A 22,787-nucleotide genomic window follows, 5' to 3' on the forward strand; every position below is an offset into this window, starting at 1 on the left:
TTGTTTCCGTCACGCTAGCGACCGCCGTGCCGCTTGGCAAACCAACCGGTCTGTATTTTAGACTGCGCGCATGACCGTGGACCCGACGCTGACCGCCAGAGGTGCCGCGACGCGGCAGCGCATCCTCGACGCGGCCACCGACGAATTCGCCCGGCACGGCATCGCCGGCGCACGGGTCGAGCGGATCGTCGCCGCGGCTCGCACCAACAAGGCGCAGCTGTATCAGTACTTCGGCAGCAAGGACGGCCTGTTCGACGCGATCTTCTTCGGCTCGCTGGAACACATCACCTCCGTGGTCGCCATCGACGCCGACGACCTCGCCGACTGGGCCGTGCGGCTCTACGACGAGTACCTGCGCCGGCCCGACCTCATCCGACTGGCCACGTGGGCGCGCCTCGAACGCCGACCGGCGGGGACGCTCGTCGCCGACCAGGATCGAGTCGATGCGCCGAAGTTGGCGGCCATCGCCGACGCCCAGGCCCGGGGCCTCGTCCGCGACGGCGACCCGTTCGACATCATGGCGATGGTGATCGCCATGTCGATGGCGTGGTCGCCGGTGAGCAACGTCTACGCCGCCACCGCGGACGAGCCGCGTGCGACGCACGACGCACGACGAGTCCTCATCCGCGAGAGCGTGATCCGGGCAGTCGCCCCCTGACAGGTCAGCGACGCCGCGGGAACCCGATGCGCGCCGTGATGCGCTCGATGTCGCCGGCGGAGTCGACGTCGAACCGCTCGCGGATGCGGGCGCCGAGACCGAATGCCACGTGGACGACGAACACCGCCTGCACCGAGCCGCCCTCGACCTCGTCGATGCTGTCGATCTCGACGCGACGGATCACGCGGTACTTCCGGCCGACGTCGAGATCGTGGATGATCGCGGGTCCGCTCGATCCGGTCGGGATGCCGTTCTCCACACGACGACACCCGTCGGCCAGTCGCACCGCCGAGACGTCGTGGCTGGCCAGCGCCTCGATGTAGGCGCGCGCCGCCTCGACCGGGGTGCCGGTCACCGCGCGCCGTAGACGGGGAACGGCGTCGGCGCCTCGGCGAGGATGTCGGCGACCACAGGGCCCAGTTCGGCGGGATCCCACCGGGAACCCTTGTCGCGCAGGGCACTGCGCTGCCAACCGTCGGTGACCGACACCGTGCCGCCCTCCACCTCGAAGACGCGTCCGGTGACGTCGCGCGCCTCCGGCGAGGCGAGCCACACCACCAGCGGCGACACGTTGGCCGGGTCCATGGTGTCGAACGAGCCGTCGGTCGGCGGGGCCATCTGCGCGGCCATCGCCTCCCCCGCACTCGTCGTCATCCGCGTGCGCGCCGAGGGGGCGATGGCGTTGACGGTGATGCCGTAGCCGCCGAGTTCGGCCGCGGCCTGGATGGTCATCTGCGCGATCGCCGCCTTCGCCGCGGCGTAGTTGCCCTGGCCGACCGAGCCGTAGAGTCCCGCCCCCGACGAGGTGTTGACGATCCGCGCCTCGCGCTGCGCGCCGGCCTTCGACTGTTCGCGCCAGTACGCCGCGGCGTGCCGCAGCATCGCGAAGTGCCCCTTGAGATGGACGCGGATGACGTCGTCGAAGTCGTTCTCGCTCATCGACACCAGCATCTTGTCGCGCAGGAACCCGGCGTTGTTGACGAGGATGTCGAGCGCGCCGAACTCGGAGACCGCCTGCGCCACCAGGTGGGCGGCGCCCTCCCAGCTCGCGACGTCGTCACCGTTCACCACGGCGTCGCCACCGGCCGCGACGATCTCGGCGACCACCTGTTCGGCGGGGGACTCCCCCGTCCTGCTGCCGTCGAGGCCGGCGCCGATGTCGTTCACGACGACCCTGGCACCGCTCGCCGCGAACGCCAGGGCGTGTTCCCGACCGATGCCGCGGCCGGCGCCGGTGACGATCGCGACGCGACCGGAATTGATCGTGCTCATGAGGTGGTCTGTTCCCATCGGTTGTCGGTGGTGGCGGCGTCGAGGAACGCGGGGCGTTCGCCTCCGCCGTGCACGGTGAGGGTCGATCCGGTGATGTAGTCGGCCATCGGCGAGAGCAGGAACGCCACGGCGCGACCGACGTCGGCGCCGGTCGCCATGCGCCCCATGGGGATGGTGGCGCCGACCGCGGCGATCCCGGCCTCGTCGCCGTAATGCAGTGCGGACTGTTCGGTGCGGACGGGGCCGGCGATCACCGAGTTGATCCGCACCCGTGGAGCCCACTCGACGGCCAACGATCCGGTGAGACTGTCGAGGCCGGCCTTCGCGGCTCCGTATCCCGCGGTACCCGGTGACGGGCGGTGTCCGCTCACGCTGGACACGTTGACGATCGCCCCGCCGGAGTCCTGGTAGCGCATCACGCTGTAGGCGGCCTGCGCGACGACCAACGGCGCCAACATGTTCAGCTCGACGATCTTGCGGTGGAAATTGGGTGAGGCGTCGGCCGCGGGCGCGAAGGGCGAACCACCCGCGTTGTTCACGACACCGTCGAGTCGGCCGTGGCGTTCGGTGATGCGGTCGATCATCGCGTCGACGGCATCGGGATCACGCACGTCGCACGAGACGAACTCGACCGCGCTGCCGGTGTCGTCGGCCGGGCGGCGCGCACAGGCGATCGGGGTCGCCCCCAGCGAGGTGAGCACCTCACAGATGCCGGCGCCCACGCCCCGGACACCACCGGTCACGACGACCACCTTGCCGGCCAGTCCGATATCCACGCTCATCTCCGATCGTCGCTCTCACCGCCTGCTACGCTACCAAGCAAGTGTTTGGTTGGTAACCACCGGCCGCACCACCGCACGCACGAGAGGACGTGGGAGCGCACATGCCGATCACGACATCGACGATCGAGCCGGGCGTCGTGGCCGTCACGGTCGACTTCCCGCCGGTCAACGCCCTGCCCAGCGCCGCATGGTTCGCGCTCGGCGACGCGATCCTCGCCGCGGGCGCCGACCCGACGACGCACGTGGTGATCCTGCGGGCCGAGGGCCGGGGCTTCAACGCCGGCGTGGACATCAAGGAGATGCAGGCCACCGAGGGGTTCGACGCCCTCATCGGCGCCAACCGCGGCTGCGCGCACGCCTTCGGCGCGGTGTACGACTGCGCGGTGCCGGTCATCGTGGCGGTCAACGGGTTCTGCGTGGGCGGCGGCGTCGGCCTGGTCGGCAACGCCGACGTGGTGGTCGCCTCCGACGACGCCGTCTTCGGACTCCCCGAGGTCGACCGCGGGGCACTCGGCGCGGCAACGCATCTCGCACGCCTGGTACCGCAGCACCTCATGCGGACCCTGTACTTCACCGCCCAGAACGTGACGGCGCAGCAGCTCGAGCACTTCGGTTCGGTGTACCGGGTGGTGCCCCGCGAGGGATTGCTCGACGCCGCCCTCGGGGTCGCACGGCTCATCGCGGCCAAGGACACACGGGTGATCCGGGCGGCGAAGGAGGCGATCAACGGCATCGACCCGGTCGACGTCAAGACGAGCTACCGCCTCGAGCAGGGCTACACCTTCGAGCTCAACCTCGCCGGTGTCTCCGATGAACACCGCGATGCGTTCGTCAGCACCGGAAAGGCCCGCGCATGACATCGGCGGTCGTCACCCGGACCGACAAGAGCTGTTCCCTCGAGGAGGCGGTGTCGGAGATCTCCAGCGGGATGACCATCGGGATCGGCGGATGGGGTTCGCGCCGCAAGCCGATGGCGCTGGTGCGGGCACTGGCCCGGTCGGAGGCCACCGACCTCACCGTGGTCACCTACGGCGGACCCGATCTCGGATTGCTCTGCGCGGCAGGCAAGGTCAGCAAGGCGTACTACGGTTTCGTCTCGCTGGACTCGCCACCCTTCTACGATCCGTGGTTCGCGCACGCACGCACCACCGGCGCCATCGAGGTCCGCGAGATGGACGAGGGCATGGTGAAGTGCGGGCTCGAGGCGGCCGCATCGCGCCTGCCGTTCCTTCCCATCCGGGCCGGCCTCGGGTCGTCGGTGCTCGACTTCTGGGGCGGCGAACTGCGCACGGTCACCTCGCCGTATCCCGACGCGGACGGTCGTGTGCAGACGCTGATCGCCATGCCGGCCCTCGAACTCGACGTCGCGCTCGTGCATCTCGACATCGCCGACGTCCACGGCAACGCCGCCTACACCGGCGTCGACCCGTATTTCGACGACCTGTTCTGCGGGGCGGCCCGGCGAAGGCTGCTCGAGGCCGACCGTGTCGTCGACACCGCCGAACTCGTCGACGAGGTTCCCCTGCAACGCATGTTGCTCAACCGCATGAACGTCGACCGGGTGATCCACACGCCGGGTGGCGCGCACTTCACGTTCGCCGGCGACTACGGCCGCGACGAGGCCTTTCAGCGCTTCTACGCCGAGTCGGCGGCCGACCCGGCGTCGTGGGAGGCCTTCTCGAAGCGGTTCCTCGAGGTGGACGAACAGACGTATCAGGCCGAGGTCCGCGCCTGGGTGAGCGAGCAGGAGACACGAGCATGAGCGACGTCACCCGCGCCGAGATCTGCGTGATCGCGTGCGCCGAGATCTTCAGCGGCGCAGGCGAGATCATGGCGTCACCCATGGCGACGACGCCGCTCATCGGCGCACGTCTGGCGCGGCTGACGACCGAACCCGACCTGCTCATCACCGACGGGGAGGCACTGATCTTCGCCGACACCCCGGCCGTCGGACGCTCGGCACCCATCGAGGGGTGGATGCCGTTCCGCAAGGTGTTCGACGTGGTCGCCTCGGGCCGTCGCCATGTGGTGATGGGCGCCAACCAGATCGATCGCCACGGCAACCAGAACCTGTCCGCCTTCGGTCCCCTGCAGCAGCCGACACGTCAGATGTTCGGTGTGCGAGGGGCTCCCGGCAACACACTGAACCACCCGACGAGCTACTGGGTGGCCAAGCACTCGTCGCGGGTGTTCGGCGGCGAGGTCGACGTGGTGTCGGGTGTGGGCTACGACCAGGTCGACCCGAACAACCCGGCGTACCGATATCTCGACATCCACCGCGTCGTCACCAACCTCGGTGTCTTCGATTTCGGCGGACCCGACCACACGATGCGGGCCCTCTCGTTGCATCCGGGGGTCAGTGCCGACGAGGTCGCCGCGAACACCGGTTTCGAGATCGCCGACCTCGAAACGGCGGGCGTCACCCGCGAGCCCGACGCACACGAACTCGAGCTGATCCGCACGGTGATCGACCCGAAGGGGTTGCGCGAGCGCGAGGTCAAGCCGGTGGAGGTGAGCCGGTGACCGGCCGTGCGGCGCCGATGCGGACCGCCTTCACCGACCTGGTCGGGTGCGACTACCCGATCGTGCAGACCGGTATGGGGTGGGTGTCGGGGGCGGCACTGACCTCGGCGACCTCCAACGCGGGCGGTCTCGGGATCCTCGCCTCGGCGACCATGACCTTCGACGAGCTCGAGATGGCCGTGAAGAAGACGAAGTCGCTGACCGACAAACCCTTCGGCGTGAACATCCGTGCCGACGCCACCGATGCGGGCGAACGGATCGATCTCCTGATCCGCGAGGAGGTGCGGGTCGCCTCGTTCGCGTTGGCCCCCAAGAAGGACCTCATCAGCAAGCTGAAGGATCACGGCATCGTGGTCATCCCGTCGATCGGCGCGGCCAAGCACGCGGTGAAGGTCGCCTCGTGGGGTGCCGACGCCGTCATCGTGCAGGGCGGCGAGGGCGGCGGACACACGGGTCCGGTCGCGACCACGCTGCTGCTGCCGTCGGTGTTGGATGCCCTCCAGGGGGAGATCCCTGTCGTCGCGGCGGGTGGGTTCTTCGACGGTCGCGGGCTGGCGGCGGCGCTGTCGTACGGCGCGGCCGGTGTCGCGATGGGCACCCGCTTCCTGCTCACCTCCGACAGCACCGTGCCGGATTCGGTGAAACGGGAGTACCTCGGACGCACCCTGAACGACACCGTCGTGTCGACCAAGGTCGACGGCATGCCGCACCGGGTGTTGCGCACCTCGCTGGTGGAGAAGCTCGAGGGCGGTAACCCGCTGTCCGCGCTCGTCGCCGCGGCCCGCAACGCCAACGAGTTCAAGCAGATGACCGGCATGAAGTGGACCACGATGCTCACCGACGGCCGCAGCATGCGGAAATCCGGCGAGCGGAGTTGGCAGCAGATCATCATGGCCGGCAACACCCCCATGCTCCTCAAGGCGGGTCTGGTCGACGGCAGCACCGACGCCGGCGTCCTCGCCTCCGGGCAGGTGGTCGGCATGATCGACGACCTACCGAGCTGCGAGGACCTGATCCAGTCCATCGTCGGCGACGCGCGTGACCGGATCGCCGCACTCGCCCGGATCGACTGATCGAGCCCGACTCCCCCACCGCCGCGCTGGCTACGCTGGACGCCGTGGCCGACACCGATCCCCTGTACGCACAACGTGATCGCGCCGATTCGTTCGGTGCGGTGGCACGCGCCTACGACGCCCACCGACCCCGGTATCCTGACGAGGTGATCGACGACATCGTCGCCGTCGCCGGTGGTGGGCGCGTGCTCGACGTCGGCGCAGGCACCGGCATCGCCTCGGCGCAACTCGTCGCACGCGGACTCGACGTTCTCGCCCTGGAGCCCGATGCGGCGATGGCCGAGGTCGCCGCGGCGAAGCAGATCCCCGTGGAGCGGGGCACCTTCGAGGAGTGGGATGCCGCGGGACGAACGTTCGATCTCCTCCTGTTCGCGCAGTCGTGGCACTGGGTGGATACAGGTGTCGCGATACCGAAGGCGATGTCGCTGCTGAACCCGGGCGGTCGTCTCGTGTTGCTGTGGCACATGACGAATCCCGAGTCGCCGCCGGCCGAGGAGTTCGACGCCGTCTATCGGCGCTACACCCCCGTCGCACCACCACGGGGTTCGGGCGACGATGTCTCGCTGTCGGATGCGTTGTCCGCGGCCGGTTTCACGGTGGCCGAGAAGTCCTATCCGGTGCGCGCGGAGTACACCACCGACGCCTGGCTCGACATGGTGTTCACCTTCTCCGCGCAGAACGTGCTCTCCGATGCCGACAAGGCAGCGCTGCGCGCCGATCTGGCCGCACTCGTCGGTCCCGACGGGGTGTCCGTCGCCGGTGTCGCCTACGTCGCGACCGCCACCCGGCCGACCCGCCCGGTGCACACCGATCGCGCACTCGCACTGAGCTTCGGCGCCGAGGCCGAGAACTACGAGCGTCACCGCCCGGACTTCCCGGGCGAGATGATGGACGCCGTGGCCGACCTCGGACCGCGGGTACTCGACGTCGGGACCGGCACCGGCAAGGCCGCAGCCGCGCTCACCGCGAGGGGTTGCGAGGTCCTCGGTCTCGAACCCGACGCGGCGATGGCGGCGATCGCCCGCGCGAAAGGCGTTGCGGTCGCCGACGGCACGTTCGAACAGTGGGATCCCGCGGGGCGGCAGTTCGACCTCGTGGTGTTCGCGCGGTCGTGGCACTGGGTCGACCCCGAGGTCGCGCTGCCCCGGCTCGCCACGATCGTGCCGACGGGCGGCCATGTCGCCCTCCTCGCGCACGAGGCGAGTTGGCGTACGTTCGACGATCCCCGCATCCGGGCGGTGATTGAGCGCGTGGTCCCCCTCGGCGACACCGCTGCACGTCGCGCGACCGACGAGGTGGTGGCGCGGTTCACGGCAGCCGGATTCGACGTACGCACCGTCGAGTTCCCGATGACGCAGACGGTGTCCACGACGGAATGGCTCGACTCGGTGTTCACCTACTCACGTTTCCTCGTCCTCGACGACGCCACGAAGACCGATCTGCGACAGCGCTTGTCGGACGCGATCGGCACGAGTGAGATCACCGTCTCCGGGACTCCCCGCGCCATGATCGCGCGGCGCCGCTGACTCAGTCGACGTCGTCGGTGGCGTGCGCGAGACCGATGGCGATCTCCTGCAGCACCGGCAGGGCGTCGGCCACGGCGGCCAGTTGCCCGGGGGTGAGGCCCGACAGCACCGCGTCGATGAGCACCGAACTCGCGCGGTCGTAGCGTGCCAGCAGGTCACGTGCGTGGTCGGTGGGTGCGATCCAGGCCTGGCGCAGGTCGTCGGCACCGGGCAACCGCGTCACCAGGCGAGCCGTCGTCATCGCCCGGAGGACGTTGCTGATGGTGGGGCGGGCGAGGTTGAGGCCGGCCGCGAGTTCCCCGGAGGTCTGGGGTGATCGTTCCGAGAGGGTGCGCAGCACCTGGATGTGGGCGTCGGGGAGATCGGGCAGCCCTTCCGCGGACCGGGCCGACCGCAGGATCGCGCGACGCAGCGGACCGACGACCCGACCGAGTTCGGTGGCGATCTGCGCCGTCGAGGGTGCCGATGCGCCGTCGTTCACCGCTGACCCGCTGCTGGACACGTCGACCTCCCCTGGTGAGGAGACAGTAGCCACCGGTCGGAGCTATTGCCACAGGTAATGATTTTGTGACAAAATTACCATCATGACCACCACATCCGTTCGCAACCCCATCCCTGCGCAGGACCTGTCCGGCATCGTCGGCCACCGGTTCATCTACACCTACGCGAACTCGTGGCAGTACGAGATGTACGTGAAGAACGCGACGACCATCGACTACCGGATCCACACCGGCATGGTGGGGGGTCGCTGGGTGAAGGACCAGGAGGTCGACCTCGTCGCCCTCGACGACGACGTCTTCAAGATCTCGTGGAACGAGCCGACCGGCACCTCGGTCGTGGTGAACGTGCTGCCGGGCAAGCGTCGACTGCACGGGACGATCTTCTTCCCGAAGTGGGTGGAGGACGCCGGCACGAAGACGGTGGTCTACCAGAACGACCATCTCGACGAGATGCGTACCTTCCGCGACGCCGGACCCACCTACCCGATCTACGTGGTGCCCGAGTTCGCCTACATCACGTTGTTCGAGAACGTCGGTGCCGACGACGAATCGGTGATCTCGGTCGGACCGGCGGAACTACCCGAGGGATTCGCCGACCGCACCGACCTGTGACACCGCCGTCCGCGCCGCCGCTCGAGTTCGTCGCGCACCTGTCGATCGACGTCGGAGCACCGATCGATCTCGGCGACCTCCCCGACGGCCACCGACGCGTGGTGCCGATCCTCGGTGGCACCGTCGGCGGACCACGCCTTCGCGGCCGGGTGCTGCCCGCAGGCGCCGACCATCAGTACCTCCGGTCCGAGCGGGTCACCGAGCTCGACGCCCGCTACGTCCTCGAGACCGAGGACGATGCCCGCATCGCGGTGCACAACATCGGCCTGCGCGTGGGCAGCGCGGTCGACGTCGCCGCGCTGCTGCGCGACGAACCCGTCGATCCGGGCCGCATCCACTTCCGCACCCAGCCGCGCCTGTCGAGCGCCCATCCGGCCTACGCCTGGCTCGCCGAGACACTGTTCGTCGCCACAGGGCAACGGACCCCGGCCACCGTCGAGCTGGACGTCTTCGCGGTCGGCTGACGACGGATCAGTACAGGACCTTCAGTCCCACAACATCTCCCGCGATGAGCGTGAGCAGCAGGATCGTGGTCTCACGACACAGACTCGTCGCCGGTGACCATCGCGTAGGTGACAGTGAGCACGGCGCCGATCCCGGTCTCAGCGATCGAGCCAGTGGTCCACGGTCAGCTCGGTCCCCTCGGCGAGGGCCTGGGCCTGGGCGCCGAACCCGACGATCGCGGTCCCGTTGGCGAGGTCGATCGATCCGAGCAGCATCGGTGACGGCAGTTCGGCGAGAAAGCCGCCGAGCGCGGCCGACGACAGGACCCACTTCTCGCCGCGGATCGCGCGGCCGGTGACGTCATCGCGGGCCAGTCCGGGTTTGGGTGGAGTGGTGTCGAGGGCGACGAGCCGATAGGCGGGCGCGGTGATCAGCTCACCTGCCCACCGCGCTCCCCTGTCGACGAGCTGGTGGTCGAGTGGCTGACCCCGGAGGTGCGCACCGAACACCGCGAGTTCGACGGTGCCGGCGACGTTCTCGACCCAGCTCGGGCGTGTGTCGGCTCCGGCGATCCGGCGGGCGAGGTCGACGAGGACCGCGTCGCGGTGGGCCGTCGAGAGCAGTGTGACACCGAACTGCGCGGGCCCGGCCGTGCCCGCGGGGACCGCGAGGGCACACATGTCGAAGAGGTTGCAGAAATTGGTGAAGGTCCCCATGCGGGCGTTCACACCGACGGGGTCGGCCGCGACCTCGGCGAGGGTCGGATGGGCCGGCGCGGTCGGGACCACCACCGCGTCCACGCCGTCGAGCAACCCCAGCGCGGATGCGGCGAGTTCGGCGACGCGCCTGCGGTCGGCGAGCAGGTCGGTGGCCGAGAAGCGCGACGCCGCAGCGATGATGCCGGCCACGGTGGGGTCGAGATCGGACGCCCCGGCGTCCACGAAGGCACCGACGGCATCGTGGCGCTCGGCGACCAGAGCGCCGCCGTAGAGCAGTGCGGCCGCGGCCAGGAAGTCGGTCATGTCGATCTCCCGGACCGAACAGCCTGCCGCACGGGCGGTATCGACGGATCGGGTGAACGCCTCTTGCCAGTCCGGGGCCAGCGCCGACAGATCGGCGGGTACGGCGATCACCGGGTCGGGGCGTGCGGCGAGTGCGGTGTCGGCCGGGAACGGGCGTGGCCCGGCGGCTCCCGCCATCACGCCCATCGCCCGGTCGGCGGTGTCGAGATCGGCGGCGAACACCGTCACGCAGTCGTAACTCGCACACGCCGGGACGACGCCCGCGGTCGACACGACACCGACGGTCGGTTTGATCCCGACGATGCCCTGCAGGCCCGCTGGTACCCGACCCGAGCCCGCGGTGTCGGTACCGATCGCGATGTCGGCGAACCCGAGTGCCACCGCGACCGCCGAGCCCGAGCTGGATCCGCCGGAGATGTGATCGGGTCGGCGCGTATCCCGCACCGCGCCGTAGGGGCTGCGGGTGCCGACCAGACCGGTGGCGAACTGGTCGAGGTTGGTCTTGCCGATCACGACCGCGCCCGCGGCACGCAACGCGGCCACGGCCGGTGCGTCGGTGTCGGCGATGCGCGCGAACGACGGGCATCCGGCGGTGGTCGGGAGACCCGCCACGTCGACGTTGTCCTTCACGGCCAGCACGACACCGGCGAGCGGTCCGCCGGCGGCGACCGACGCGGCGAGTTCGGTCTCGACCTCGTGGCGCGGGCGGAGGTGGATGAACACCTCGTGGCGGCCGGTGCGCTCGATCTCCGCGTGGATGGCGGCGATGCGGCCGGTGACGACAATGGCGGTCACGCGACACGCTCCCGCGCGACGGAGACCTCGCCACCGTCGGACCACCGTCGACGTTCGAGTGCTCTCGCCGCTTCCATCGACGCGCGGGACGACGCGATGTCGTCGGCGTTCGCGTCGAGGAACGCCTGGTGCTCGGCGATGGAGAACCGGCCGTCGTCGATCTGGATGTGACCGCGACCGGCGGCCGTGTCGGCGCGCATGTCGAGCAGTTCGTCGGCACTCACCGGATACCACCGGATGCGGTCGAAGAACCGCAGGAGCCAGGGGTTCTCGGGGTCGAAGCCGACGGTGGCCTGCGGGTGACGATGGTTCCACACCTGCGTGGTGCGGCCCACGAACTGGTAGCCACCCGGACCCTCCATCCCGTAGACGCACAGGTACGCCCCACCGATGCCGACGGCGTTCTCCGGCGTCCATGTGCGGGCGGGGTTGTACTTCGTCGTGACCAGGCGGTGTCGCGGATCGGTCGGAACCGCGACCGGCGCACCGAGATACACATCGCCGAGACCGAGGACGAGGTACTCGGCGTCGAACACCACACGGTGCACGTCGTCGACCGACGGCAGCCCGTTCATCCGTCGGATGAACTCGATGTTCCACGGGCACCAGGGGGCGTCGGCCCGCACACCGTGCATGTAGCGTTCGGTGGCCTCGCGCGTGGACGGGTCGTCCCACGACAACGGCAGGTGCACGGTGCGGCTGGGGACGACGAGATCGGTCACCGACGGCAGGTCGGCCTCGCACTCCCGCAACCATGCGAGCACGGTCTGCTGGCCGATGCGGGAGGGATCGAACTTGACCTGCAGGGAACGGATCCCGGGCGTGAGGTCGATGAGGCCCGCGGGACGGTCGTGCTCGATGCGCTGCGCCAGTGCGTGCACCCGCGCCCGTGACGCGAGATCGAGGGCCATGTCGCCGTATTCGACGAGCACGTTGTCGTCGCCGCCGCGGCGGTAGGTGACCGTGGACTCGCCGTCGACGGTGTCGGCGGTCGCGAGCACGCCCTGGTCGTCGTCGCCGCCGGTGGAGATCACCGGGATGTACTGGGAACGGCGGGATTCGCCGATGGACCGTGGATCGGCGGCCTCGGAGGTCCGCACGGGCACGAATCGCACCCGGTTCCCCGGGGCGATCTGGCCGAGTTTCCAGCGGTCGGCGGTGGTGACGGTCACCGGGCACACGAAGCCGCCGAGGCTGGGGCCGTCGGGGCCCAGCAGGATCGGGGTGTCGCCGGTGAAGTCCAACGCCCCGATCGAGTAGGCGGTGTCGTGGATGTTCGACGGGTGCAGGCCGGCCTCGCCGCCGTCGTCGCGAGCCCATCGCGGTTTCGGGCCGATGAGACGGATGCCTGTGCGATCGGAGTTGAAATGCGCCTCGTAGTCGGTCGCGTAGAGGGCCTCGATGTCGTCGTCGGTGAAGAACTCCGGCGCGCTGTGCGGGCCCACGGTGACGGCGAGTTCCCACCGTGCCCCGATCGCGGGCTCCTCCTCGTACTGGATGCGCCGCGCGACACCCGCCGGAGGGTGGTCGCCGACGGCGAGCTCGTCACCGTCGCGCAACGACCGACCGTCCTTACCCCCGAAGCGGCCGAGGGTGAACGTCGCTGCACTGCCGAGGAACTCCTGCGCCGCGAAGCCGCCGGCCACGGCGATGTAGACCCGCATGCCCAGCGTCACGGCGCCGACCGACAGGACCGAGCCTGCGGTGACGGTGATCGGCGCGCACTGCGCGACCGGCTCGCCGTCGAGCGTGACCGGCGCGGGGGCCCCGGTCACGGCGACGGTCGCGTCGGCGGTGAAGCGCAGGTCCGGGCCGATCATCGTGGCCTCGAGGGCCGGCACCCCCTCGGGGTTGCCGACGGCGATGTTGGCCAGCCGGAACGACAGGTCGTCCATCGGCCCCGACGGCGGCACCCCGACATTCCAGTGACCGATGCGCCCGGGCCAGTCCTGCAAGGTGGTCATCGGTCCGGCGCGGTCGACGATGATCGTGTACATCAGACGACCTCGGGTCGGGTGACGATCACGCGGACGGCGGTAGGGTCGAAACCGTTGCAGGGGTTGTTGATCTGCGGGCAATTCGAGATCAGGACGAGTGTGTCGACCTCGGCTCGCAGCGCGATCCGTTTACCGGGCGCGGAGAGGCCGTCGACGATGCCCAGCGCGCCGTCGGGATCGACCGGGACGTTCATGAAGAAGTTGACGTTGCCGACCATGTCGCGTTTGCCCAGGCCGTGACGCGCACCCTCGGCGAGGAAGTTCTCGACACACGCGTGCTGGTGCTTCGTGTGGTGGCCGTAGCGCAACGTGTTCGACTCCTGCGAGCAGGCGCCGCCGAGGGTGTCGTGGTTGCCGACCTCGTCGGCGACGATGGTCATGAGCGGGTTCGACTCCTGGTCACGGATCACCGACCCGGTCGTCAGGAACACGTTGCCCTGCGCGGTGATCGTCGCCTGCGCCGAGTATCGGGCCGCGGGATCGACTGTGCCGCCGGGGTTCATGCCGTAGAACAGGGTGTCGACGGCCTGGTTGCCGTACAGATCGACGATGGTGAGGACGTCACCGGCCGCGACGACCTGCGACCACGGGCCACGGGGGTCGACCTCGGAATCGGTGATGACGGCACCGGTGACCAGCGCCTGGTCGGCGGTGGTGTCGGGAGCGGGAGCCTCGGCAGCGGGGGCGGACATGGAAAACTCCTCGGATCGGGATGCGGGGTCAGAGCGGCGCGGCGAGCGCCGCGTCCTCGGAATTGGCAACGGCACGGCGGTATTCGGGATCGGCGTCGTGGGCGCGGACGATCAGATCGACGAGATCGGTCTCGGCACGCCAGGCGAGCACCTCGAGCGGACCGGTGTCGAAGCCGGGCGCAGGGTCGACCGGGTGCGCGGTGTTGGCGATCGCGACGATGCACGGCAGATGCAGGACGAGGTCGACGTGCTTGTCGAGTCCCGCGGACCCCTTCGAGGTGAGGTTGCCGTCGGATTCGACGACGACGCCGTGGAAGAACGACACCGACGGCGCCACGTCGGCGGGGGTGAGTCCGTGTTTCGCGGCCGCGACGGTGAACAGCTCCCGCCCGGCCGGACTCTGCGAATGCAGCTGCCCGGAACCGTACTTCGCGGTGTTGCCGGCGAGCGTGGTGGTCCCGCAGAGGGCGTCGTGATGGCCGGAGTCGTCGGCGACCACGGTCGCGAGCACCCGGCCCTGGTCGCTGAGCAGCGGGTGACCCTCGCCGAGGTAGGCCTGCCACGGCACCTTGACGGTGTCGGCGACGTTGAGTCGTTCCCACGGCGCGTCGGCACGCCACAGCAGCAGGTGCGCGCAGGCACTGCCGTCGACGTCGCGGAGACGTAGACGCGTGCCACGGGCGAGGACCTTGGTGGTGTACCGACCGCCGGGGACGGTCTCGGCCCAGGTCATGCCGTCGGCCGCGACACCGGCGGGCAGGCGCGGCCAGCGCGATGCCGGTACCACCGGCATCGAGTCGGTGATCGCGCCCTCCTGCGCCCGCGCGTGGGCCTTCGCCCCGGCGGTCGATGCGGTGGGGGCGCTCATCGCGACCGCTTCGCGCCGACGAGGGCGTCGGTCGGGGCCGGAGCGCCCGGCAGGTTGCGCACCCGCAGGTAGGCAACGGCACCGACGACGAGGGTGAGCGCGACGAAGATGATCGCGAAGTAGTGCAGGAACCACGACGTGCCGTCCGGGTCGTACACCTCGGCGCGCGGCCAGGCGATGTTGATCATCAGCAGTGTGCCCATCACCACCGCGATGAGGTTGACGAGGATTCCCCAGCGGCCCAGATCGAACACGGGACGGCCGAAGCTGAGGCTGGTACCGCGGATCCGGTGGATCAGCGCGGGGATCGTCACCATCAGGTAGGCGATGTAGACGATCACCACCGAGACGCTGGTGATGGCGGCGAACACACCGGCCTGGCCGAGGTTGACCAGCAGGACCGCGATCGCGAGCGCGCTCACCACGATGCCGGTGTTGACGGGGGTCCCGGTGCGCGGGTTGACCTTCGCGAGGAACGATCCGAACGGGAGTCGGTTGTCGCGGGCCATGGAGAACATGACGCGTGACGCGGACGCCTGGATGGCGAGCGTGGCCGAGAAGATGGCGATGGCGACGATCGTCAACAGCGTCTTCCCCATCCAGGTGTCGAGCTGGCTGGTGATCACCCAGGCGATGCCGTCGGCGGAGAGTTCGGGTGCGCCCAGCGACGGTGCGGCCATCAGGGCACCCAGGATCATCAGGCCACCGCCGATGAACGAGACGAGCAACGCGTTGACGATCGCCTTGGGCGCGGTGCGGCGCGGATCGCGGGTCTCCTCGGACAGCTCTGCGGCAGAGTCGAATCCGTACATGACGTACGCGGCCATCAGCATCGAGGCGAGGAATCCCGGGAGATAGCCGAGGCCGGTCCCGTGTCCGCCGGTGTCGAGGACCGCCTGGGCGGGCGTGCGTTCGGAGTGGACGAACATGAGCACGACGAGCAGGACGACACCGATGATCTCGATGGTGACGCCGATGATCGTGATCTTGCCCATGAACGACACGCCCACGGCGCTGATGACGGTGCAGAGCGCAATCGTGATGCTGCCCAGGATGATCGCGTTCGTGGCGCCCGAGACCGAGGCGAGCGCGGTGTCGGTGCCCACGAGCTGGAAGCCCGACCAGATCGACGGGAGCACGCTCTGCATCGCGATGGCGAGGGCGGCGACGCTGACGATGTAGCCGATCAGCATGAACCAGCCGGCGAACCAGCCCACCCCGTTGCCGGCGAGACGCCGCGACCACTGGTAGATGGCGCCGGCGACCGGGAACTTGCCCGACAGCTCGGCGAACACCAGGCACACGCAGAACTGGCAGACGAACACGATCGGCCAGGTGAAGAAGAAGCCCGGTCCGCCCAGGCCGAATCCCAGAGCGAACAGGGCGAACACGGTGGTCAGGATGGACACGAAGGAGAACCCCGAGGCGAAGGCGGCGTATCCGCCGATCCCGCGGTGGAGTTCCTGGTTGTAGCCGAGTTGCGACAGCGCCTCGGCGTCGGCGGCTGAGGAGTAGGACGGACCGTCGTCGGCGCGATCTGTCGTGGTGGGAGGTTCGAGGGCGGTCATGTCAGCACTCCTGTGTCTCGTGCCCGCTGCATCACCGGAGCGGTTTTCTATCGGATGATCGAAATGTAGCCAGCTCCGGGTTTCCGGCGGTTTCGCGTCTGTGAACACCGTGTCAACGAGTGCTCACCGCCGAGGCGACCGCTGTTCGCAGTAACCTCGGGCGCGTGAGCACCCGTCCCCCCGCCACCACGGGCCCCGGCCGACCGCGCCTCGTGGCTCAACGTCGCGTCGGCGGCAACCCGCGCGAGGAGATCCTCGACGCGGCCGGGGAACTGTTCACCACACAGGGTTTCGCGGGCACGTCGACCCGGGCGATCGCCGAGGCGGTGGGGCTGCGACAGGCGTCGCTCTACCACCACTTCGGGACGAAGGAGGACATCCTCGCCGCGCTCCTGCAGGAGACCGTCTCACCCACAATGGAATTCGCACTCGCACTGGACCCGGCCGTCGACGCCGTAGATCGCATGACCGACCTGGTCCGCTTCGACGTCGACCAGCTCGCCACCTCGCGATGGAACCTCGGCGCCCTCTACCTGCTGCCCGACGTGCGCGGCGAGCGGTTCGAGGACTTCCGGTCGGCACGCCTGGCGCTGCGCGACGTCTACGCGGCGATCGCCGGCGAGATCGTCGGACACGACGACCCGCGGGTGGCGGTGCCCTTCCGCCTGGTGGAGTCGGTGATCGCCCTGCGTTCCGACGGCGAACTGGGAGCGGGTGAGCATGCCGGTGGCGGGGCGGTCGCCGATCTCGTCGCAGACGCGGTGCTCCGCATCCTGCGCTGAGCCGGTTCGGCCCGGCACGAGTCCGCGAGCGGTACGTTCGTGACGAAGGGATCGGCACCCGCCGGACCTCGAGCGCGAAGGAGCGTTGTCGATGAGCGATCTGCATGTGGTGGCGACCATCCCGGCCAAGCCCGGATTCGAGAAGGAGGTCGGCGACGCACTCGCCGACCTGGCGGCCGCCACCCGCGACGAGCCCGGCTGCATCTCCTACGACCTCTACGAATCACAGGCCGAGCCGGGCACTTTCGTGACCATCGAGCTGTGGAAGGCGCAGTCGGATCTCGACGCCCACATGAAGGCGCCGCACCTGGCCGAGGCCATGGGCAAGGTCGGCGAGCACCTCGGCGACCTCAAGATCCACCCGCTCGCCGCGAAGTAGCGCCCGCGAGTCGCTGATCGACCGACGTATCAGTCGATCAGCGGGGGACGAGCCCGTGCAGGACGACACCGAGGTACTGGTCGGCGACCGTCTGCGCGGGCATCGTCCCACCCGGCCGGTACCACCGCACCGCCACCCACACGGTGTCGCGGAGGAACCGGTAGACCAGCTCGACGTCGAGATCGGCCCGAAAGGTGCCGTCCCGCACACCTTTGGCGAGGATTGTCTCCCACAGACCGCGGAACTCCCGGTTGCGCTCGGCGATGTACCCGAACCGTTCCAGCGACGACAGACGCTTGGCCTCGTCCTGATAGATGGCCACCGCGTGATGATCACGGTCGATCGACTCGAACGACGCGACCACCAACTGCGTCAGGGCCTCGTCGGCGGGCGGGTCGGCGTCGACGATCTCGTGATACCGCGCGAACAGGTCGTCGAGGAACCCGCGCAGGATCTCGTCGACCATCGACTCCTTGGAGTCGAAGTGGTGATACAGACTGCCCGAGAGGATGCCCGCCGCATCGGCGATGTCGCGAACGGTGGTGGTGCGCAGACCCTGTTCGGCGAACATGCGGCCGGCGAGGGCGAGCAACTCGTCGCGTCGTGACGAGGCCACGGGCGGCCACCTTCCCGATCGAGGGTCGATCGCATCGACCCTAGCAAGCGCTCGGTCCGGCGACCCGCCCGTCGGCGGTCAGCGGTTCTTGCGCGTCGCCCGCCGCGTGATCCACTTCCACATCGACAGCTGCAGGTTCGTCGAACGGGTGTCGCTCGAGGTGAACGGCGCCGACATCAGCTTCGCGAAGCTGATCGGCATGCGCGAGTGCGTGACCGCGCGAGCGTGCGAGAACGTCGCGAAGCCGAATCTGCCGTGGTAGCTGCCCATCCCGCTGCCGCCGACACCACCGAAGGGGAGTTCGGCGCTGAGCAGATTGAGCGCGAAGTCGTTGCCGTTCACCGATCCCGACCGCGTCGACCGCTGCAGCGTCTCGTAACGCTCGTTGTCGGGGCCGAACCAGTAGATCGTCAGCGGGTGTCCGTGACCGTTGATGTGGTCGACGGCCTCGGACAGGTCGCGGTAAGGATAGAGGGTCAACACGGGTCCGAAGACCTCGTCCTCCTCGATCTTCATGCCCGCCTTCACACCGGTCAGCACCGTCGGCGGGATCTTGCGGGCGCCGGCGTCGGGCAGCTTCTCACCCGGCGGGACCACCTGGCGCTTGGTGGCACCGAGGCTGACGGCGTCGTCGATGAGGTCGACGATGCGCGTGTAGTTCTTCTCGTTGACCGTCGAGGTGAACTGGTCGTTGTGCAGGATCGACGGGTAGTTCTGCCGCCACCGCGCGACGATGAGGTCGGTGAAGCGCTGCAGGTGGGCCTCGGGCACGAAGGCGTAGTCGGGGCACAGGCAGACCTGACCGCTGTTGACCATCCTGGCGTCGGCGAGGCGACGGGCCGCATCCTCGATGTCGGCGTCGGTGTCGATCACAACCGGGTTCTTGCCGCCGAGCTCGAGGGTGACCGGCACCAGGTTGCGGCCTGCCTCGGTGGCGACCGAGGCGCCCACTCCGGGCGACCCGGTGAAGAACATGTGGTCGACCTTGAGCTTCGCGAAGTCCGATCCCGAACCGTGCGCGCCGGTGAGGACCGCGAACTCCTCGAGCGAGAAGTAGTCGGGCGCGTGCTTCGCCAGGACCTCGGTGGTACGGGCGGTGACCGATGACGGGCGCATCATCACCCGGTTGCCGGCCGCGAACGCCGATCCGGCCGGGACGACGGTCAACTGCAACGGGAAGTTCCAGGGACCCATGATGCCGACGACGCCGAGCGGATCGTGCCGGATGCGCTGGGAGAACCCGGCGGCACCCATCGCCTTGGCGACCTTCTCGGTACGCATCCACTGCGCCACGTGCTTGCGCTGGTGCGCGAGGTCGACCATGCAGCCGGCGACGTCGGTCGCGATCGACAGGTCGCGCGGGCGGGTGCCGAAGTCGCTGTCGAGGGCCTCGGCGATCTCCTCGGCGTTGTCGAGCAGCAGGGCCGACAGCCGGTTGATGCGGTCGATGCGTGTCGCCGCGTCGGGGATGCCGTCGCGCAGGAAGGCCGCGCGCTGCAGTTCGAGGAGCTCGTCGAGCGACCGCTCGTCGGCCGACCGGAAGTGCGCGGTCGGGGCCTTCTGCGTGCTGGGTGTGCTCATGCGGGTCGATCTCCTTCGATCGTCAATGACACAAACTCATCGATGTGTTGCTTTGCAGTATGCGCCACATCACACCACCTGCGCCACCGGGTCGGGCCGGACCGTAGAGTTCGGCCTCATGAGAGACCTGCTCCCGGTGATCGGACTGTGGTCGCTCGCGGTCGGCGCGCTGTCCGGATTCGCGATGGTGCTCGTCGTCGACAAACCGCAGTACCTGAACAAGGTCGGCATCACACACCACCGCCGTGTGTTCCAGACGCACCTCGACTGGATCCTCATGGGTCTACTTCTCATCGCTGTCGGACTCGTCGCGACCGACACCCCCGCGTGGGTGCTGGCGCTGGTCACCATCGGCGCGATCGTCAACCCACTGCTGTTCGTGCCCCTGGCCTTCGAGGAGAAGATCCAGGAGACGCTCGCCTACCGCGCCGTGTCGGGGGTGTCGTTCGTGTTGTTGTCGGCAGGCCTCGTCGCCGTCGCCGTCGCGCAGACCATCGCCTACTGACCGCGAGTCGAGTGGTTGTGCTGACTGTGCGGAAACGGCCGTCGAGTGGTTGTGCTGACTGTGCGGAAACGGCCGTCGAGTGTGCTGACCGCGCACCGTGAGCCGACGACGAGACAACGCACACTCGGCGATCGGCTTCCGCACCGTCAGCGGCAGTACAACGCGATCAGAAACCGAAATACACCAGCGTTCAACGCTATTCACTGAAATCAACCTCCCACCCCTCGAACATCCGTGCTAACCTGGATGTACAGAACCACCTGGGGAGGGGGCCGTTCGTGAGTGATCTCGTTGCGAAATACGCTGCCCTGCAATCCCTCGTGAAAGAGATCGCCGCAGAGACCTCAGACGCCTACGACGACCAGACAGTCGCGCAACTGGCGATCACCCACGAAACCGCCGTCCGCCAACTCGGGTCCGTCGGTAACCGCCGCATCCTCGAGGTCTCCGACCGCGACGCGCACCGCGCCGTCGGTTGCGTGACCCTGACCGAGTTCCTGCAGACGAAACTGCGCGTCACGCAACCGAAGAAGCGTCTCAAAGAGGTACAGGCACTGGAACCGATGCACGCGCTGACCGGCGAGAAACTCCCACCAGTGTGCCCGAACACCGCACGCGAACTCGCCGCAGGGTCGATCGGACCCGACCACGTCCACGCCGTGTTGGACGTCATCGCCAAGATCCCCACCGCGATCGAACCCGATCACCGCGCGTTCGCCGAGCAGACCCTGGCCGAGTTTGCCACGACGCTGACGCCGAAGGAGATCGCCGCCGCGGGCGTGCGGATCCTCGCTCACCTCGATCCCGACGGCCGGTTGACCGACGACCGTGATCGCGCACGGAATCGGAAACTGAATCTCGGCTGCCAGCACTCGCAGTTGATGTCGAACCTCACCGCAACACTCGATCCGATCACGCGAGCGCTGTTCGATGTGGTGCTCGCCAAGTGGGCGGCGCCCGGCATGAACAACCCCGACGACGACCAGTCCCCGAAAGGCGACCACACCGACGTCGCTCCCGAACTCCTGCGCGAGGCCGCTGACCGTGATTGCCGCTCGCAGTCCCAGCGCAACCACGATGCCCTGAAAGCTCTTCTCGACGCCGCAGTCAACGGCGGACTGCTCGGTGGGTCGCATCGCGGACTGCCGCCGCAGATCATCGTGTCCATCACCGACGCTCAACTGCGTGAGCACGCCGGCGTCGCGCGCACCGCCACCGGCAGCGACCTACCGATCTCGGAGGTGGTGAAGCTAGCCGCAAACGCGCAGACACACCTCGCGGTGTTCAGCGACGCCACCGACGAGCCGCTGTTCTTCGGCCGGTCTCGTCGGCTGGCATCGCAGTCGCAACGGTTGATGGCCTTCGCGAAGTACAAGGGTTGCAGCAAAGACGACTGCCCAACACCGTTCGCGCACACCGAAATGCACCACGCCGAAAACGACTGGGCCGACGGCGGCCTCACCGACTGGCCGCACATGGCACCCGCATGCGGCCCCCACAACCGGGCCGTCGGGACCGAACCGCACCAGTGGACCACAGAGAAGATCACGGACGGCCCCGACAAAGGCCGCTACGGCTGGCGACGCAACACCGACCCACCCCATGCTCTCCGCGCCAACCACCTGCACCGGATCGACGAGCTGTTGCACCAGCATTCGGCGTGCAACGACCCATCCGCGGACCCGCCGGACATCACGCAGCCGCCACGACCGGGGTCCGACATCGAACACCAGCTCGCCCACCTCGTGGCCGAGCGGCGCCCGCATGCCCCACGCATCGACATCACCTGGCGGGATGCTCCGCTGTACCCCGCTGCCTAGCATCGATCCGATCTGTACGTCGGTACGATCGACCCTGTGAGACGTCGCAGCAACCATCCTCGCTCCGGAGCGGCCGGCCGCCCACGGTGGAACCACAACATCCACTACCACCGGCTGATCCTCGACGCGCTCCCGGCCGGAGCGCAGACCGCACTCGACATCGGGACCGGAAACGGGCTGCTGGCAACCGAACTCGCCGGCCGGGTGCCGTCGGTGACCGGGATCGATCGTGACGAACCGGTGTTGGCGTCAGCGCGACAGGAGTCGAATGCGGTGACGTGGGTGTCGGGTGACGTGATGGACCACCCGTTCGAGCGTGAATCGTTCGACGTGGTCGCATCGGTGGCGACACTGCACCACATCGCCGACGTCGATGCCGCTCTGCAACGATGCGCCGACCTCACCGCACCCGGCGGAGTGGTCGCGATCGTCGGACTCGGACGCAGCACCAGACCGAAGCACGTCGCGCTGCAACTCGCGGGCGTGGTCCAGCACCAGTACCTCTCACGGCGGCGAGGGCTCTGGGAACACACCGCGCCGATCGTCTGGCCGCCGCCGCACACCTATTCCGAGATCGAGGCCGCCGTCGGCCGGGTCATGCCCGAGGCGACATTCCGGCTGCTCCCGATGTGGCGATACGTCGCCGTCTGGCACAAACCGACACGGTGACGCGATTGGGAGACCAACCAACGGGAACAAGGGCCCAACCAACGGGAACAAGGGCCCAATCGACGGGAACAACGGCCCAACTGGCGAGAACTACGGCCCAACT

Annotated in this window: 24 protein-coding genes; 13 read left to right on the forward strand and 11 right to left on the reverse strand. The window is 68.8% G+C overall.

Annotated elements, in window-relative coordinates; all coding sequences use genetic code 11:
* Positions 1-70: 70 nt before the first annotated feature.
* Complete coding sequence (locus ACQ7HM_RS02605) at positions 71-658, forward strand: TetR family transcriptional regulator (protein WP_434214673.1); 588 nt, start codon at positions 71-73, stop codon at positions 656-658.
* Between the two features lie 4 nt (positions 659-662).
* Here ACQ7HM_RS02605 and ACQ7HM_RS02610 read toward each other — a convergent pair whose 3' ends face one another.
* Genes ACQ7HM_RS02610 through ACQ7HM_RS02620 form a run of 3 tightly spaced genes read right to left on the reverse strand, consistent with a single transcriptional unit; the run spans position 663 to position 2,712 of the window.
* Positions 663-1,013 carry a hypothetical protein gene (locus ACQ7HM_RS02610; protein WP_434214674.1) on the reverse strand — a complete coding sequence of 117 codons (351 nt, stop codon included), beginning with the start codon at positions 1,011-1,013 and terminating at the stop codon, positions 663-665.
* Positions 1,010-1,930 (reverse strand): SDR family oxidoreductase, encoded by a 921-nt coding sequence (locus tag ACQ7HM_RS02615; protein ID WP_434214675.1) that lies wholly within the window; start codon positions 1,928-1,930, stop codon positions 1,010-1,012. Before ACQ7HM_RS02615 ends, ACQ7HM_RS02610 begins: the two co-directional genes overlap by 4 nt.
* Positions 1,927-2,712 (reverse strand): SDR family oxidoreductase, encoded by a 786-nt coding sequence (locus ACQ7HM_RS02620; RefSeq protein WP_434214676.1) that lies wholly within the window; start codon positions 2,710-2,712, stop codon positions 1,927-1,929. Before ACQ7HM_RS02620 ends, ACQ7HM_RS02615 begins: the two co-directional genes overlap by 4 nt.
* A 101-nt stretch (positions 2,713-2,813) precedes the next feature.
* On the opposite strand from ACQ7HM_RS02620, the gene echA20 reads away from it, so the two are divergent.
* The 5 genes from echA20 to ACQ7HM_RS02645 are packed head-to-tail and all read left to right on the forward strand — an operon-like array spanning position 2,814 to position 7,834.
* On the forward strand, positions 2,814-3,569 hold the full coding sequence (gene echA20, locus ACQ7HM_RS02625; protein ID WP_434214677.1) for a (7aS)-7a-methyl-1,5-dioxo-2,3,5,6,7,7a-hexahydro-1H-indene-carboxyl-CoA hydrolase: 756 nt from the start codon (positions 2,814-2,816) through the stop codon (positions 3,567-3,569).
* Positions 3,566-4,474 carry a CoA transferase subunit A gene (locus ACQ7HM_RS02630; RefSeq protein ID WP_434214678.1) on the forward strand — a complete coding sequence of 303 codons (909 nt, stop codon included), beginning with the start codon at positions 3,566-3,568 and terminating at the stop codon, positions 4,472-4,474. Before echA20 ends, ACQ7HM_RS02630 begins: the two co-directional genes overlap by 4 nt.
* Positions 4,471-5,235 (forward strand): CoA-transferase subunit beta, encoded by a 765-nt coding sequence (locus tag ACQ7HM_RS02635; protein WP_434214679.1) that lies wholly within the window; start codon positions 4,471-4,473, stop codon positions 5,233-5,235. Before ACQ7HM_RS02630 ends, ACQ7HM_RS02635 begins: the two co-directional genes overlap by 4 nt.
* A 17-nt stretch (positions 5,236-5,252) precedes the next feature.
* Complete coding sequence (locus ACQ7HM_RS02640) at positions 5,253-6,308, forward strand: NAD(P)H-dependent flavin oxidoreductase (protein WP_434215610.1); 1,056 nt, start codon at positions 5,253-5,255, stop codon at positions 6,306-6,308.
* Positions 6,309-6,352: 44 nt separating this feature from the next.
* Entirely contained in the window at positions 6,353-7,834 is a 1,482-nt protein-coding gene (locus ACQ7HM_RS02645) for a methyltransferase domain-containing protein (protein ID WP_434214680.1), read from the forward strand.
* Position 7,835: 1 nt separating this feature from the next.
* On the opposite strand, the gene ACQ7HM_RS02650 is transcribed toward ACQ7HM_RS02645, so the two are convergent.
* Positions 7,836-8,336 carry a MarR family winged helix-turn-helix transcriptional regulator gene (locus tag ACQ7HM_RS02650; protein WP_434214681.1) on the reverse strand — a complete coding sequence of 167 codons (501 nt, stop codon included), beginning with the start codon at positions 8,334-8,336 and terminating at the stop codon, positions 7,836-7,838.
* Between the two features lie 82 nt (positions 8,337-8,418).
* Here ACQ7HM_RS02650 and ACQ7HM_RS02655 point away from each other — a divergent pair, with 82 nt between their 5' ends.
* Together ACQ7HM_RS02655 and ACQ7HM_RS02660 are read left to right on the forward strand one after the other, a co-directional pair.
* Entirely contained in the window at positions 8,419-8,946 is a 528-nt protein-coding gene (locus ACQ7HM_RS02655; RefSeq protein WP_434214682.1) for a phenolic acid decarboxylase, read from the forward strand.
* Positions 8,943-9,410 (forward strand): DUF3237 domain-containing protein, encoded by a 468-nt coding sequence (locus tag ACQ7HM_RS02660; protein WP_434214683.1) that lies wholly within the window; start codon positions 8,943-8,945, stop codon positions 9,408-9,410. The genes ACQ7HM_RS02655 and ACQ7HM_RS02660 overlap by 4 nt, the downstream gene beginning before the upstream one ends.
* Positions 9,411-9,548: 138 nt before the next feature.
* Here ACQ7HM_RS02660 and atzF read toward each other — a convergent pair whose 3' ends face one another.
* From atzF to ACQ7HM_RS02685, 5 genes are read right to left on the reverse strand one after another with little or no spacing between them, the layout of a single operon-like run.
* On the reverse strand, positions 9,549-11,207 hold the full coding sequence (gene atzF / locus ACQ7HM_RS02665; protein ID WP_434214684.1) for an allophanate hydrolase: 1,659 nt from the start codon (positions 11,205-11,207) through the stop codon (positions 9,549-9,551).
* Positions 11,204-13,204 (reverse strand): 5-oxoprolinase/urea amidolyase family protein, encoded by a 2,001-nt coding sequence (locus ACQ7HM_RS02670; RefSeq protein WP_434214685.1) that lies wholly within the window; start codon positions 13,202-13,204, stop codon positions 11,204-11,206. Before ACQ7HM_RS02670 ends, atzF begins: the two co-directional genes overlap by 4 nt.
* On the reverse strand, positions 13,204-13,896 hold the full coding sequence (locus ACQ7HM_RS02675; RefSeq protein ID WP_434214686.1) for an urea amidolyase associated protein UAAP2: 693 nt from the start codon (positions 13,894-13,896) through the stop codon (positions 13,204-13,206). Before ACQ7HM_RS02675 ends, ACQ7HM_RS02670 begins: the two co-directional genes overlap by 1 nt.
* 28 nt (positions 13,897-13,924) lie before the next feature.
* Positions 13,925-14,764 (reverse strand): urea amidolyase associated protein UAAP1, encoded by an 840-nt coding sequence (locus tag ACQ7HM_RS02680; RefSeq protein WP_434214687.1) that lies wholly within the window; start codon positions 14,762-14,764, stop codon positions 13,925-13,927.
* The gene (locus ACQ7HM_RS02685; protein WP_434214688.1) at positions 14,761-16,332 is read right to left on the reverse strand and encodes an amino acid permease; all 1,572 of its coding nucleotides are present in this window, start codon (positions 16,330-16,332) and stop codon (positions 14,761-14,763) included. Before ACQ7HM_RS02685 ends, ACQ7HM_RS02680 begins: the two co-directional genes overlap by 4 nt.
* A gap of 164 nt (positions 16,333-16,496) precedes the next feature.
* On the opposite strand from ACQ7HM_RS02685, the gene ACQ7HM_RS02690 reads away from it, so the two are divergent.
* Positions 16,497-17,114 (forward strand): TetR/AcrR family transcriptional regulator, encoded by a 618-nt coding sequence (locus ACQ7HM_RS02690; RefSeq protein ID WP_434214689.1) that lies wholly within the window; start codon positions 16,497-16,499, stop codon positions 17,112-17,114.
* A gap of 91 nt (positions 17,115-17,205) precedes the next feature.
* Positions 17,206-17,493, forward strand: coding sequence for a putative quinol monooxygenase (locus ACQ7HM_RS02695; RefSeq protein ID WP_434214690.1), 288 nt, complete (start codon positions 17,206-17,208; stop codon positions 17,491-17,493).
* Between the two features lie 37 nt (positions 17,494-17,530).
* Here ACQ7HM_RS02695 and ACQ7HM_RS02700 read toward each other — a convergent pair whose 3' ends face one another.
* Together ACQ7HM_RS02700 and ACQ7HM_RS02705 are read right to left on the reverse strand one after the other, a co-directional pair.
* Entirely contained in the window at positions 17,531-18,139 is a 609-nt protein-coding gene (locus ACQ7HM_RS02700; RefSeq protein WP_434215611.1) for a TetR/AcrR family transcriptional regulator, read from the reverse strand.
* Between the two features lie 48 nt (positions 18,140-18,187).
* The gene (locus ACQ7HM_RS02705) at positions 18,188-19,690 is read right to left on the reverse strand and encodes an aldehyde dehydrogenase family protein (RefSeq protein WP_434214691.1); all 1,503 of its coding nucleotides are present in this window, start codon (positions 19,688-19,690) and stop codon (positions 18,188-18,190) included.
* 118 nt (positions 19,691-19,808) lie between these two features.
* Here ACQ7HM_RS02705 and ACQ7HM_RS02710 point away from each other — a divergent pair, with 118 nt between their 5' ends.
* From ACQ7HM_RS02710 to ACQ7HM_RS02720, 3 genes are all read left to right on the forward strand, one after another.
* On the forward strand, positions 19,809-20,195 hold the full coding sequence (locus tag ACQ7HM_RS02710) for a hypothetical protein (protein WP_434214692.1): 387 nt from the start codon (positions 19,809-19,811) through the stop codon (positions 20,193-20,195).
* A 278-nt stretch (positions 20,196-20,473) separates the two neighbouring features.
* The gene (locus tag ACQ7HM_RS02715; RefSeq protein WP_434214693.1) at positions 20,474-22,015 is read left to right on the forward strand and encodes a DUF222 domain-containing protein; all 1,542 of its coding nucleotides are present in this window, start codon (positions 20,474-20,476) and stop codon (positions 22,013-22,015) included.
* A 36-nt stretch (positions 22,016-22,051) separates the two neighbouring features.
* The gene (locus ACQ7HM_RS02720) at positions 22,052-22,684 is read left to right on the forward strand and encodes a class I SAM-dependent methyltransferase (RefSeq protein ID WP_434214694.1); all 633 of its coding nucleotides are present in this window, start codon (positions 22,052-22,054) and stop codon (positions 22,682-22,684) included.
* Positions 22,685-22,787 lie beyond the last annotated feature (103 nt).

The organism is Williamsia sp. MIQD14 (assembly GCF_051025635.1).
Classification (GTDB): domain Bacteria; phylum Actinomycetota; class Actinomycetes; order Mycobacteriales; family Mycobacteriaceae; genus Williamsia_A.